The sequence below is a fragment of the Glutamicibacter sp. AGC46 genome (assembly GCF_053543715.1).
In genome coordinates this window covers 345,468-359,881 of sequence record NZ_JBLVOJ010000009.1, presented here as the reverse complement: position 1 = coordinate 359,881, position 14,414 = coordinate 345,468, and the positions used below count along the sequence as shown (strand labels likewise).

Here is a 14,414-nt window from a genome sequence, read left to right as displayed (position 1 = left end):
CGTAGGCTCCACCGTCAGTTCCGGAGTCGGCTCAACCGTCGGTTCAGGAGTCGGTTCCGGAGTCTGCTCAACCGTAGGCTCCACCGTCAGTTCCGGAGTCGGCTCAACCGTCGGGTCAGGAGTCGGTTCCGGAGTCTGCTCAACCGTAGGCTCCACCGTCAGTTCCGGAGTCGGCTCAACCGTCGGTTCAGGAGTCGGTTCCGGAGTCTGCTCAACCGTAGGCTCCACCGTCAGTTCCGGAGTCGGCTCAACCGTCGGTTCAGGAGTCGGTTCCGGAGTCTGCTCAACCGTAGGCTCCACCGTCAGTTCCGGAGTCGGCTCAACCGTCGGTTCAGGAGTCGGTTCCGGAGTCTGCTCAACCGTAGGCTCCACCGTCAGTTCCGGAGTCGGCTCAACCGTCGGTTCAGGAGTCGGTTCCGGAGTCTGCTCAACCGTAGGCTCCACCGTCAGTTCCGGAGTCGGCTCAACCGTCGGTTCAGGAGTCGGTTCCGGAGTCTGCTCAACCGTAGGCTCCACCGTCAGTTCCGGAGTCGGCTCAACCGTCGGTTCAGGAGTCGGTTCCGGAGTCGAATCAAAAGTAGATTCAGAGATGTCTTCAGGCGACGGCATAGCCGCTGGCACATGTGTCAGCGGGACAAATAGATTACTGAATGGCGACTCCACTTGGTTTGTGATTGCTGGATCGTCCTTCGCATCAGGAACAATTTGCCCAATCATGTCTCGTAAGAACATGGCACGGCTCATTACGACGGGTGGCTGGGCCCCAGCTATCGGGGCTTCAACACCTTGCACCTGCGGCTGGGTCTGGTCCGCGCTGGACGGTGCGGCCCGTTCCCTTTCCTCCTGAACAATCAGTTTCGGTATCAGGCCGATAGCGGACGCGGTTACGGCGACGCTCACCAACCCAATGCCCAAAGTGACGGCCAGGCTGCTTCCTCCCGTTATGCTCAATCCGGCGCCCGATGCATCAGCGGATGCTGTACCAGCAGTAGCTCCCGCAGACACCGTTGCTGAGGCAGCTGAAAATCCCATTCCAGCAATACCTCCCGAGGCAGGAATCCCCAGCGCAGTTATCCCGCCAACAAACAGAGGAAGGACATAAGCGCGCAACGTGGCACCGATTTCGTTCAATTCCCCGAACACTACTGCGCAGTTCGGGCACGATTTCAAATGCTCTTTGACATCACGCTCGTTCCGGATCCCCAACGTACCTCGGATAAAGGCAGGCAAATGCTCTCGAATGTCGGCGCAATTTGCAGGCACCCCAGACTGACCATTCATGTGCGCGGCCAAGTAGGCTTCACGCAATCCCTCGCGCGCCCGTACCGCCAATGCTGAAACCGCGTTGGGTGTCATTCCTAGAATTGGCGCGACGTCTCTCGGCGGCAGTTCCTCTACTTCGGTGAGCCACAGCACCGTCTTCCAGCGTTCGGTCAAGGCATTGAACGCAGCGATAGCAAAGTTGGATTCATGGCGTTCCATCGCTTTGTCCGCGTGTGCATCGCCTGGAAGGAATTCCTGGACATCCTCGACAGCAATTTGCTTCGTGGCCGACTTATTCCTGGAAAAAGCTTCACGGGATACCGCAGTCATTAAATAGGCGCGGAAGAACTCATCCGGCCCTGCCCCACGCTCGATGATGCGGAAGACCCGCAAGAAAGCTTCAGAGACAACATCCTCGGCGTCGGAAGGAGAGTTCGTATGCCTGAACGCTACATTCAGCGCCACTTGCTTGTGCCGTCGATACAGGTGGTCCTGGGCTTCGCGGCTTCCTGTCCTAACACCACGAATTAAATCTGCATCGCCGACTTCAGTAAAGCGTGCCCCAGAATCAATTGTCACTACGTCCCCATAACGTTTCGTGCGACAAGGCAGGTGCTCGCAGCCGCCCCCCAAAGATTCCCCAACCCCTGGGGCCGACTAACGGCAACCTGCGCCCCGTCGACGATGCCGCCCGAGTTTGGGCGCCACTTTCATCCTCTAGAACATATCAGGATTTTTCCAATATATCTGTGAAATGGACCTGAAAATCCCGAAAGGTGGGCGAGTTCCATCCCCCAAATTTGCAACTCGCCCACCCGTCAGCACCTTCCCCATAAGACAACTGGACGTCTCGAAACCTCATAATTCCTTGTTGCCCAGTTCAGCGCCTACACCACTTAGATACGCGGAAAAGGGAATCATGACGCAAGAATCCGTATTAATTTTGGAATTTTTTCTTCGAGCCGGAGTTCGTATAGATTCCACGGCTGGTCCGCATCCTGGCGAGTAGCAGGAAATTGGCTCGAAGCTCCCTCCAATGCGGACCCTACGCTGTCGTCCATCAACGAAGTGGGGTAGCGGAGACATGCAGCAACGAATGGCCCTCGGCATTTCGCAGTTCCTTGCTCACGGATCTGCTGTGCATGGAGCCTGCGCCTTCCCAACGCCCGATTTCCAAGGAATAATTTTCAGGTTCCTGCTTCATGTACCGCTACACCAATTCGTCTGTCGAAACGCGATTGGACGATGCGATGCCCCGAAAATTCCAGATGTTCAGGCGGTCAACAACGTTCAGAAGCTGCCCGTAATCCTGGCCGGGATCAGGACGTCCCCCTCGGATCTTCGTTGGCAGGTGATCGCACATCCATGGTGAGCACCGGACCGGCTTCGTCCAGAGTTCCAGCCACTTTCTTCATGATGGAGGTGACCGGGTTTGACCGCTATAGGTAGATTTAATCTGACATAGAATCGATCGTTCCGTCAGCCGACCTCGGCCAATCAGGGCACTCGCTGAACTTCGCGAAATTCTCCAAGTCGTCATCGCCGAACGCGCAACTGGGAAACATCAGCTCGGTGACGTTGATGCCATCGCGCACTTAGCGCCGAACGACTTCACTAACCAGCTCGACAAGCCTGGTATCAAGCCCACCCTCTTTCCACACCGAAATGCTTGCCAGTTTTCGGAAGGATGCCCCTCTCAGGAAGTAGAAATAGCTGCGAGAACGTCCATCCACCAGTTAATCCGACGTGGGCGGAGGCTATGCCAAATTGGACACCGGACAACTCATCGACGCCCTTGGTCGGGCCTAGGATAGCGGCCCCGAATGCGCCCATCGAAATGCATGAGAGCAAACTTTATTACGAAATGTTACTATGTCCAAAGATGACTATTCATCAACTCCTTGGTAGGTTGATCCCGAATCATACATTCAGGTGTGGGGGCCTGGATTTATTACCTTGGGGATTTTTCGTTAAACGCTTAATGCGAGTTCTCTCTGGTTTTGTTTCCTTTTCCTAGTGACATTCTTCCCCACGCCTTTCATCAGTTGGGGAACGATAAATGCTGGGCAAGCACTACGAGAATCGTCGCACTCGCAAAAGTAACGGCAGAACCAAGTTGCCTAGCGGCCTGCCAGCGCCAAGAAACTCCCAAGGCCGGGATGTTCTTCAGCACCGAAGAGCTCGGAACTGGCTCATTTTCTGCGTAGCTCTCGTTGCAATCGGAAGCCTAAGTTTTCAGCACTCCGGGGCCGCATTTGCCACGCCATTGTCCAGCACCACTTCCGACACTGGCGAACTTTCAGTAATGGCATCCCAGAGTCCAGCGTCCACTGCCGGCCCTGAAGTTTCCGAATCTGCGCAGCCATCGGGCTCCTCCTTGGAAGAGTCGTCCGGTATAACCGACGAATCGCTCCCCTCGGCTCTCCTGAACAATCCTTCGGAAACACCAGCGCCGTCCCCCTCCAGCTCGAAGTCGGTCGAGTCAACCACTGACCCTGAGCCAGAGCCAAGTTCTTCGGAACCAACAGCCAAAGAGTCGGGTGCTTCCGTAGTGGAGTCCAGAGCTCTTAGAGCTGCGGCAACCTATTCCCCAATCTGTGGTCCCGGATATGTCTACGGGCTGACCTCTGCTGGACAAATCCGTGCCGTCGCACCAGGTGGAGCTGTTTCAAACCTGGGCAGTGCTGTCAACCAGGCAAACATGCAGATGAACGGCCTAGGAATCGGTGCCGGCGGATCCACAGTATTCGCTTACCACCGCAGCACGGACACGCTAGGTGCCACGGTTTACCGTTTCGACGTCAACACAGGTTCCTGGTCCACCACCGGCGCTGCGGTAAACTCCAGCACGCTGAATCGTTCGGCAGTATTCGTTGCAGGAGCAGTCGATCTGGGCACCGGTCGCTATTACATCGGCGGCTACACCCCTACCGGCAATAGCACACGGTCATTCCAGCTATGGGAATACAATCCTGCGACAAATGCGATCTCTTACAAAGGGCGGATCGCTACAGATACTGGATCCACCGCTGCGGCGAACGGCGACATGGGTTTCGATGCGAACGGAAACCTCTTCGTTGTCCGTGGCTCCGGAAGCACTGCGACCATATACTCTGTGACGGCAGCTAATCTGGCGTCTGCGAATGGCGGAATTATCACTTCGTCAGTCAGTAACACGGTTAATAACACCACGACCAACGTCAACGGTGTGGCCTTCGACGCCGACGGCAAAGGATATCTTAGCTCGGGCGATATTGTGCAATCCTATGACATGCCCGGCTGGAGCAATCCGAAAACCGTCGTGAGCACGAATTTCGGCGGAAGTACGGACCTCGCATCATGCGGATCACCGCCGACCATCACCATTGAGAAGTTTGTTGAAGGTGGACGTGTAGCATCAGGTGATCAATTCGGTTTGTCCCTACGCCAGGGAAGCGCTAGCGGCACTGTCATCGGCACGGCAACAACTACTGGCAACGCTAATGGGCAGCAGCCCGAGCGTGTTGGTCCCCTGCCGACTGTACGCAATGTCGAACTGCATTTCGCGGAAACCGCCGCAGGAACCACAACCCTAAGCAACTACGCCTCTAGCTACCGTTGTCTGGTCGATGGCGTTCAAACCGTTCAAGGCACAGGTACTGCAGGAAAAATCACGATTCCTTCCAGCGGCCAAGCAGTGGAATGCCGGTTCTACAATTCACCGCTCATCGCGCAAGTGAACGTCCACAAGCAAGTCACCGACTCAAAAGGTGAGAACCCTCAGCCAGGAAGGAACTGGACTGTAGGCGCTGCTGCGCAATCTGTAACCGGCTCCGTATCTTCTAGCCCATCAGCAACTACGCAGCAGACGAATGCGGAAGGAACGTCCTCATGGCGTTTCCAATTCGGTGCAAGCACCCACAGAGCTGACCTGAAAGTACGCGAAGTCATGCAGGACGGTTACAAATTCGCTAGCGGAAAATGCGACGTGACCAAGCTTGACGGAACCAAAACGACTATCACTTTGACCGGTCCGGATAACAACCCTGCAGCTGGAATCGTTCCCGGGGACGTAGTTGACTGCACGTTCGTCAACAGCTTGAAACCGGCAAGCGTATCAATCGGAAAGCACCTTCAGGATTTCAAGGGACAGAACCCTAAACCAGCCAACAACTGGACCGTAGGCGCCACCCTGGCAGCCGGAAGCAGTTCTGGAACCAGCATCAGCACCCCGGCAACCGCGCTGACTGGTGCCGATGGCGAGGTCGCGACACCATGGGCTATTAATTTTCCGAACAATCCTACGGCCACTGCCAACGTGACTATCAGCGAGACCATGCAGACCGGGTACGACTTCGTCAGCGGTGTGTGCTCGGTGACTAGTGCCGGCGGAGCCAAAGCAGAAAAAAGCCTCTCTTCAGCGGCTTCAGTCCTGACAGGTCTTAAACCAGGTGACGTTGCTGAATGCACCTTCACCAATAAGCCCAAGAGCGGAGCAGTTCTCTGGGAAAAGATCGACGAGGCCGGCAAGGCCCTCTCCGGATCGCAGTGGACGCTCACCGGGCCATCGAATTTCAATGGCGGGCAGGGGCTAGCAATCCAGGACTGCACCGCGCAGGAAGCTTCTTCGTGCACCGGTGCAGACCGTGATCCGCGGGCAGGCGGCTTCAAGATACCTGAATTGCCATGGGGAGAATACCAGTTGGAAGAAACCAAAGCACCAGCTGGCTATTACCCACTCGAAAACCCACTCGTGTTTGAAGTATCTGCCGATACCCTGACTCTCGACCTCGGCCCAATTGAGAACACCCGGCGCGAGGGCCCGGCAATACCACTGACTGGCGGGCTAGGCAGTGATTTCTACAGCATGCTCGGTGGCGGGATCCTGGCCGCGGGTCTTGTTGGTGCAGGGCTTATCCGTCTGCGCAAACGCCGTCAGGGGGTTTCATAACATCAATACCTCCTTGTAAAACCCGCATCATGCGCACACTAATCCCTCATCTCGAATCCACTCGAAGAACAATTCATCAGTCCACCCGAACCCGATGCGCGGTGAGGGAACGAAAGGAAAACGGAAAAACAATGACCGTTAAGAATCCGCTCCTAAGGCGCGCAACCGCCGCCATTGGAGCCATCTCGATCGCAGCTAGCGGGCTGCTGCTTCTTGGTTCACCTGCCTTTGCAGCTGTGGGTCCCGACCAGCCGGGCGCTCCGTCTAGCGGCACCCTGACGGTGAACAAGTATTCGGGTTCACCCGTTGGTACTGGGGAAACTCCTGACCCCGAAAACTTGCTTGATGGGGTTGAATTCACCGTGCAGCAGGTCGGTAAGCTCAACGCAGGGAATTCATGTGATCCAATCGATCTGTCTGCGGCTACCGACTGGAACGGCTTGAACGGATTGTTCAACTCAGCACCAGCTGCTCCTTCCGCGCCGTACTGCTTGATTTCAGGTACCGATGTTGCCCAGTCGACAGTGGATGGCTCTACTGTTTTCAACTTGGACTTAGGTGTCTACTTCGTTCGCGAAACTGACCCAGGCCAAAACAACATCGTCTCCAAGGTCCCGGACTTCTATGTTTCGATCCCTACCTCTGAAGGTGCCGAAGGCAGCGGCTGGAACTACAACGTAGTAGCCGACCCGAAGAACCAGATCCTGGATGAACCAACCAAGACCATCGATCCTGCACAGTCCGAACTGACCGTAGGCAGCGATGTGACCTGGACGCTGAACGTTCCAGTACCTACCCTTAACAATGGCGAGAAGTTCACTGAAGCCATCGTTCGCGACGCCCTCGATTCCCGCCTGCGCTACGTAGCTGACTCGACAGTTGCCACGGTCGGCGGTACGCCACTTGTTCAAGGAACCCACTACAACGTCACTGGAAACGCCGTGTGGACCTTCACCGCAGCTGGCCGCGCAGTGCTCGATGCGAATATGGGCGAAAGCATCGCTCTTAGCTTCGACACCACCGTGCTTTCTGTCGGCAACGGGGCTATCCCGAACGACGATTACAAGAGCACCTTCAACGGCACCACGGTTCCAGGCGAACAAGTTCCTTACACCTATTGGGGACAACTCTCGATTCTGAAGACCGATGATTCCAAGCCCAACGCGCTAAAGCTGGCAGGCGCTGAGTTCCAGGTCTTCAACCTCACCGGTGAGACCTGCCCGGCAGAAGCTCCAGCTAATGGCACCGTGGCCACCGGCACCTCCGATGCCAACGGTCTTGTGCAGTGGAGCCACACCACCCCAGCCAGCAGCCCTCTGGGCCTTTGGATCACCAACGTTGACAACGGTCCAGCGGCGCCTGCCCCATCCAAGGACTACTGCGTTTATGAAACTGTGGTTCCAGCTGGCCACACCGCAACGCCAATCGACAATCCTGTCACCATCACCCCGGGTGAGAACAATGTCAATTCGATGACCGTGGTGAACGCCAAGACTGAAGGTCCAGATCTTCCGATGACCGGTGCTCAGGGCACGATCCTGCTGACCGTAGGCGGACTGGTAATCGTTGCGGCAGGCGGAGGACTCCTCCTCGCAGCCCGTCGCCGTAACAACAAGCAGGATGCCTAAGCTCCAGCTGGCCTGAACGTATAAAGGCCCAGAATTTGGCGGCGGTGCATTCATGTGCCGCCGCCAAATCTATTTCACCACCTATGAGGAAAACTAGTGAGTACATCGAGACTTAGGCGTCACGCACCGCACAGCGGGCGCCATCGGAGTTGGAAGCTGCCCTGGCTGGAGAGCCTCGCGGCCATCCTGATCCTCGCAGGAGTCATGACTTTCATGTATCCTCGCACGGCGTCATGGTTCTCGCAGCGCGAGCAGTCCCGCGTGACTGAGATGGCGCTCAACGAGATGCGAGAAGCTCCGACCAATGACGCAACATATCGGGCAGAACAGATTAGCCGCGCCCATGAGTACAATGACGCCTTAGCTAGTGGCGCGGTATACCGGGCCAATGAGAACATCGCCAGCAGTGACATCAACGTCGCTGAAGAAAAGTTGGACTACGATTCAATGCTGGACACCACCGGCAACGGGTTCATGGGGCGCCTTCGATATGAATCTCTCGACATTGACCTTCCTATTTACCACGGCACAAGTGACGAAACACTGCAACGCGGCATTGGCCATCTGGAGGGAACTTCGCTGCCGGTCGGTGGAAATGAAACCCGTTCTGTATTGACAGCGCACCGCGGACTACCGGAATCTACGCTATTCACCCATCTGGATCGGGCACAGATCGGAGACCGCCTAACTGTTTCGGTGCTCGATCAGACTTTAACCTACGAAGTTGTAAAAACGGTGGTCATTGACCCAGACGAAACCGAAGCTATACTCCCTGTCGCCAATACCGACATGCTGACACTTGTTACCTGCACTCCTCTCGGGCTGAACAGCCACAGGATTCTCGTCAATGCAGTGCGAGTAACACCGACTCCACCAGCAGATGAACTCGCCGCAGCAGAAAAATCCGAACTACCTGGCTTTCCGTGGTGGGCCGTAGTCCTGAGCGCTGTGCTTCTAGCGGCAGTTGCATTCGTCTGGCGCGCTGGCTACGCGCAGGCCAACAGACATACCCGCGCCTCGAAGCGCATGGCTGAAGAAAACACATGAGTACCATTTGCTGTTTACGGCTTCCAACAGCATGCAGAGTTAGAAGTATTCCGATAACAGCCAAACCTCTCACGAGAGATACGTCTTCGGTATCTCGGCTGAGCGCCCATCCAATCAAATACGCCGCGGATAGTTCTCCGACACGACAATCAAGCAGGAATCATGGATTCTGACAAACAGTTCGTTCCATACTCGCTCACTATCCGGATGGAAGATGATGATTCCAGCTACGCCTTGTATGAAGCGCTGAAAAGATACAGAGATGGTTTGTTATCGGGCCCATCGGAATCACCGGAAATCCTTAGTTCCGTCACTCATTTGATCCAGGTGGTCGAAGAAGCATGGGAAGAATCGCCGAATGGTGATGACACACTGGTATTGGGAGACTGAATGCCAGCCAATGGTCTGCTTGGGAATCTACGGCCTGTAATGCTGAAGAAGAACACTTCTTGGGTGTGTGGCTGCATAACCAGCATCAGTCCCTTGATGAGAAGACCCCCGCTGTCAATGCACACGGGGTCTTCTCATCGGCAAGGAAAGCAACCCGCAAGTTTTTGGGGAAAACCAGCGGGCCCACTGGGAATCGTTATTCTTGGGGGAAAAAACGATTCGCCGCCCAGTGGTTGGATCTGAAAATCTAGCAAACGAAACTATCCTAGCTGTAAATCCGTATCTCCGGTTTGCCGACATGCTGGACCGCACGATAAGCGGAGGATTCCGTACCATTTTTGCTGCCAGCGGTGCATGTCGTAACGCATAGAACCTCGAGAATGCGGGCCCGCAGGATCTTTCTGTAGTTCTCATGTCGCTTTGGCTTTTCCAAGAGGCAAATCGGCAGCGCCGTCCAGGCTGCTTATTTGCTCAATGAAACGTAGTCGTGAACCTTGTACGGTGCGGTGTCGGTGAAAGTGGAGAAGAACGTCTGATTCCCTCCCCAGCCCAGGATACTCCGTTCTTGGTGACCCATTGCCAGGTGGCGGTGACCGCAACAGTCTGGCTCGTGGCGCTCTGCCATCAGCTTCACCGAGGGCTTGCTGGTCGCCTTCTTTTCTGCGGCTGTCAACCATTCAACACCGGTCGCGGGCCGTTCCGAGCCGATGACCTCTTTGTCCCGTTCGCTGGTCATGAGCTTGCGGGCGCGCAGTTCAGCTGCGGTGCGGTTGAAGTCCTTGTTCGGTTTCCAGGTGGTCATGAACATTGCTGCTTTGCTTGGCCAATTCGATTTTGGCGGGATCATCCACAGCATCCCCGTGCTTGGGGCCGCTGCTTAGGGAGGGGCTACTGGCAGTTGGTGTCCGCATAGCCGTCATGGGCGGGAAACTGATAGGTTCGGCGTCTGTTCCCGCACTGGTGCATCCGGCCAGCTCTGTAACGCGTGCCGCCACCAGGGCGAGGCTCATGAGTTTGGGGGGCTTTGGATGTTCACTTTTTGCTGTCGAAGGATCGATACCGGGTCATAGGTATTGCCGTTGTTGATTGCTGGGCGGTCGAAACCTGAGGTTTTCGGGTTGTTGGTCTGGAGGTGGACGTGGATGCCGCTGGAATTGCCGGTAGCACCCGGTTTGCCCAGCGGTTTTCCCTTCTCACCACATTCCCGGTTTTGACCAGCAGGGAGTGACCTTGGGCTTCGTGGAACTCGAATTCCGAATACAATGCTTCGGTCAACTGGGCGACGATGTAGTTGCCATTGGAGTCGTAGAGCTTGTCGATCTTGCCGACTCTGGCATACGTGATTTTCATGTCCGTGGGATCGTGGAAGTAGGGGTCTGATCCTGCCAGGTAAACGCCTTCCTGCATCATCAGGAAAGGCATGCCACAGCAGCTGGCCAGCGGGCACGCACGCGGCCCGAATGGAGAGGTCATCCTCGAATTGGGCATGAGGTGTGCCCATTCATCCGCTTGCAGGTCACCCCAAAGTTGGAACCACCAGGGGCTTCGCAGGTTGAGGAATAGCCCTGCTGCGGGGTCTGCTGAGGGTTTGGTTGACACGAAGGTTTATTCTGCCAGAGCGACAGACTCGAACATTGTAGCCTCGAACTGGCTCGCGGTCATTTTCCCCAAAACCTCGTCGCCTGCTCTTGCGGTTATACCTCCCCTCCAGGTACCCAACAATGGCCAGACGAAGTTCCTGGCGGGAGGACCACCAGCGACGGTCCAACACGTTCTTCTGCAGCATGTTGAAGAACGACTCCATAGCCGCATTGTCACCAGCTGCCCCAACCCTGCCCATCGAACCAACCAGCCCCTGACGCTCGAGAGCCTGGGTGAATTTCCTGGATCGGAATTGGCTGCCACGGTCGCTGTGAACTGTGACCCCACACGGATGGCCTCGGTGCGCCACTGCCATTTCCACGGCGTTGACAGCCAGTTGGGCGTTAATCCGCGAATCCATTGAATAGCCAACGATTCGGTTGATGAAGACGTCTTTGATCGCGCATAGGTATAGCTTTTCCTCACTCGTGTGGTGCTCGATGATATAGGTCAACCACAACTGGTTGGGCCGCTCGGCGGTGAAGTTCCGCTGCACTAAGGTCATCATGCACCACAGGGCCTGCCGGAACGTGCTTGCGCTTGTGTTGACTGATCACTAAGCGGATTGCAGCCTCACGACACAGCCTCCACACCCGCCGCTCAGAGACGGGGTTCTTCAGCCACTTGTAATACGCCTGGGTGCTGAATCCCAAGACCCGGCGCGTCACCGCCACAGAAATGCGTTTACTGCCTGTTCTGGCGACTAATTCTTGGACGAACGGGCCCAATATATTGGGCAACGGATGTGCGGCTGGGATAAGTAAGCTGCAGCCTTGCGCGGCACTTCGTTCTCCATTTCGAGCTCCCGGATCCGTTTGAGAGCTTGGAGCATTACATTGCATTCGCCAGCATCGGAGGATGGGGCGAATCCGTGGGATTGGTAGCGGGCATCGCGGACCCAAGTTTGCAGTGCTGTCGTTGAGACTCCCAGATCCGCAGCGACTTGTTTCTGCGACATCCCTGATTCGACAAGAGCGGCTGCGGCCTTCTTGAATTCTTCGGTGAAGATTCTTGGCATGGTTTTTGTTCCACGTTTGCGCATAACCAAAGCTTGGTCATGCGGTCGAAGTGTCAACCAAGCCCTCAGCACACCGCATGCCCGGGTGCAAGCACCACTGCGGCATGGAGCTGCGGGTCTTGGGCTAGCTGCAGGGAAATCTTCTCGAGTTCTTCCAGCACCTCGAAGGGCCGCTCCGAGAAATCATGGACGACACCCCTCCGGTCCCCATCCAGGATTTCGCGAACCAGGTCCGTCCGGTTTCGGGCGCTGCGCGCACCAGCAAGAGACGTGATTCGGGATCTGCCCAGCGCAGGAAGCGTGGCAAGGCCGGGTGCACCCGGGTTGCTTCAACCACCGCTATACCTCCAGCCCGTTATCGCGTGGGCCAAGCCAAGTGCGGCCCTGCATGGGCTTGAGACTACCAATCTCGTCTTTGACTAACTATCCCGTTGCGTCCGGCCGAATCCCTGTCTTCATCTGCTGTCCTCTAAACCGCGCTTCAAGGCCCCGGTCCGGCGCAGGTCCCCGAGCGCCGAAAGCACTTCAATCCGCGGTGCTGGAAGTTTCCGGGTACCGCTTGCTGGACTCGGAGCCTCATCACGCTCGGCCGGACGCTGATCAGCTGGAGTGCCGTTGGCATGACGGCGCCAATGGGCATAGGTCTTGAGCCCGAAGGCAAGGAGCACAGCCATGAGGATTGCGCCGAAGACCAGCGACGCCTGGACCACTTCGCCCAACGCCAGATCGTCGACTTCTTTGCTCATTATCGAAGCAGCAGTAATCGCGTTCATACCCATTTCCTGTGTTCAGAGTGACGGCTGCTCTATCCCCATAGTGCTGACAGTCTATGAGCTGGGCAGCCCAATCCTTTACCGCCACATCCAATCGATACCTGTTTGTTATGCGCCAGGGAAATAGCCTGCGTACCACCGGTGAATACGCTGCGAATCTGTGGTGGCCAAAGCACGCCGGGGCTATTATTGCCCACGGCGCAGCAGAGCCCCCGTCCTGCGGACAGGGGCTTTGCGAGGTACCGGTTCCTAGCTCTCGCGGCGGATCAGCTGACCCGTTGGATTCTGGAAATCCACATCGGTCCCGGCAATGATGGACCGGCGGACTACGCCGTTCAGGGTCTTGCCCTGGTACGGGGAGATCGGGTTCTTGTGGTGCAGCTTCTGGACGTCCACCTCGAAGGTGTCCTCCGGAGCGAAGACCGCGAAGTCCGCGTCCTTGCCTACCTCGATGCTGCCCTTGGAGCCCAGTCCGGCAAGCTTCGCGGGATTCAGGCCCATCCACTGCACGACCTGTTCCAGCTTCAGTCCGCGCTTCTTCGCCTCGCTCCAGATCAGCGGCAGCCCCAGCTGCAGCGACGCCACCCCGCCCCAGGCCACGCCGAAGTCGCCGTTCTCCACATCCTTAAGGTCAATGGTGGACGGGGAATGGTCCGAAACGATGCAGTCGATGATGCCTTCCTCCAGGCCCTTCCACAGCAGCTCGCGGTTGTCATTCTCGCGGATCGGAGGGCAGCATTTGAAGGCTGTGGCGCCGTCGGGGATTTCCTCGGCCAGCAAGGTCAGGTAGTGCGGGCAGGTTTCCACGGTGAGCAGCACGCCCTCGGCCTTCGCTTCGCGGATCATCTGGAGCGCATCCGAGCTGGACAGGTGCAGCACGTGGGCGCGCACTCCGGTAGTGCGGGCGCGTTCGATCACCTGCGCGATGGCGGTGTTCTCGGCATCACGCGGGCGCGAGTCCAGGAAGCCGGCGTACTTGCCGCCCACCGGCTGCGGGGAGTTGCCGATAATATCGGAGTCCTCGGCGTGCACGATCATCAGCGAGTCGAAGGAGGCCAATTCGGCCATGTCCTCTTCCATCTCGCCAACACTCAGGGACGGGAACTCGTCAACTCCAGAATGCAGCAGGAAGCATTTGAACCCGAAGACTCCGGCTTCGTGCAGCTCGCGCAGATCCTTCTTGTTGCCCGGGATGGCACCGCCCCAGAAGCCGACGTTGACATAGGCGTTCTTGGAAGCGGCCGCGCGCTTGATTTCCAGCGCTTCGAGGTTCACCGTGGGCGGGATGGAGTTCAGCGGCATGTCCACGATGGTGGTCACCCCGCCGGCAGCGGCGGCCTTGGTCGCCGACTCGAACCCTTCCCATTCGGTGCGTCCTGGCTCGTTCACGTGCACATGGGTATCAACGAGTCCGGGCAGCAGGACCTCGTCGGAGGCCACCTCGATGACGCGCTCTGCGGCCAGTCCGGCACCCAATTCCTGCACGGCGACGATCTTTCCGTCGCGCACGCCGATTTCGCGCGGGCCAATGCCCTGCGCGGTCAGCACTTGCTGGCCGCGCAGCACCAGGTCATAGGTTGTTCCGGTGGCGGTGGGGGACGATGTGCGGCCAACAGCTTCGTTGATGCTCATGAGGTGTTCCTACTCGTTAATTGCTTGGTGTTCTTGGGGCTCGGCAGCTCTATGCCAAGTCTAGGTTGTTGTGGCGGGGGGGGCCCCGTATT

General features: G+C 57.0%; 9 protein-coding genes and 1 pseudogene. 4 read left to right on the top strand and 6 right to left on the bottom strand.

Annotation, left to right across the window (positions count from 1 at the left end; all coding sequences use genetic code 11):
• A partial coding sequence (locus tag ACNPM8_RS04800; protein ID WP_448939390.1) for a sigma-70 family RNA polymerase sigma factor occupies positions 1-1,842 on the bottom strand: 1,842 nt, incomplete at its 3' end.
• Between the two features lie 2,122 nt (positions 1,843-3,964).
• On the opposite strand from ACNPM8_RS04800, the gene ACNPM8_RS04795 reads away from it, so the two are divergent.
• The 4 genes from ACNPM8_RS04795 to ACNPM8_RS04780 all read left to right on the top strand — a co-directional run bounded on the left by ACNPM8_RS04795 (position 3,965) and on the right by ACNPM8_RS04780 (position 9,258).
• Complete coding sequence (locus ACNPM8_RS04795; protein ID WP_359195308.1) at positions 3,965-6,193, top strand: SpaA isopeptide-forming pilin-related protein; 2,229 nt, start codon at positions 3,965-3,967, stop codon at positions 6,191-6,193.
• A 131-nt stretch (positions 6,194-6,324) separates the two neighbouring features.
• Positions 6,325-7,821: a SpaH/EbpB family LPXTG-anchored major pilin gene (locus ACNPM8_RS04790; protein ID WP_359195305.1), complete on the top strand. Its 1,497-nt coding sequence runs from the start codon at positions 6,325-6,327 to the stop codon at positions 7,819-7,821.
• Positions 7,822-7,917: 96 nt separating this feature from the next.
• Positions 7,918-8,868 carry a class C sortase gene (locus ACNPM8_RS04785; protein ID WP_448939389.1) on the top strand — a complete coding sequence of 317 codons (951 nt, stop codon included), beginning with the start codon at positions 7,918-7,920 and terminating at the stop codon, positions 8,866-8,868.
• 162 nt (positions 8,869-9,030) lie between these two features.
• Positions 9,031-9,258, top strand: a complete 228-nt coding sequence (locus ACNPM8_RS04780) for a hypothetical protein (RefSeq protein ID WP_359195296.1) — start codon at positions 9,031-9,033, stop codon at positions 9,256-9,258.
• Positions 9,259-9,721: 463 nt separating this feature from the next.
• Here ACNPM8_RS04780 and ACNPM8_RS04775 read toward each other — a convergent pair whose 3' ends face one another.
• The 5 genes and pseudogenes from ACNPM8_RS04775 to allB form a co-directional block, all read right to left on the bottom strand.
• On the bottom strand, positions 9,722-10,060 hold the full coding sequence (locus ACNPM8_RS04775) for a hypothetical protein (protein ID WP_448939388.1): 339 nt from the start codon (positions 10,058-10,060) through the stop codon (positions 9,722-9,724).
• Between the two features lie 230 nt (positions 10,061-10,290).
• On the bottom strand, positions 10,291-10,731 hold the full coding sequence (locus ACNPM8_RS04770; RefSeq protein WP_400341675.1) for a hypothetical protein: 441 nt from the start codon (positions 10,729-10,731) through the stop codon (positions 10,291-10,293).
• Positions 10,732-10,863: 132 nt separating this feature from the next.
• Positions 10,864-11,917 (bottom strand): annotated as a pseudogene (locus ACNPM8_RS04765) (IS3 family transposase).
• 455 nt (positions 11,918-12,372) lie between these two features.
• Positions 12,373-12,690 carry a hypothetical protein gene (locus tag ACNPM8_RS04760; RefSeq protein ID WP_105656401.1) on the bottom strand — a complete coding sequence of 106 codons (318 nt, stop codon included), beginning with the start codon at positions 12,688-12,690 and terminating at the stop codon, positions 12,373-12,375.
• A gap of 249 nt (positions 12,691-12,939) precedes the next feature.
• Complete coding sequence (gene allB / locus ACNPM8_RS04755) at positions 12,940-14,322, bottom strand: allantoinase AllB (protein WP_448939387.1); 1,383 nt, start codon at positions 14,320-14,322, stop codon at positions 12,940-12,942.
• Between the last annotated feature and the right edge of the window lie 92 nt (positions 14,323-14,414).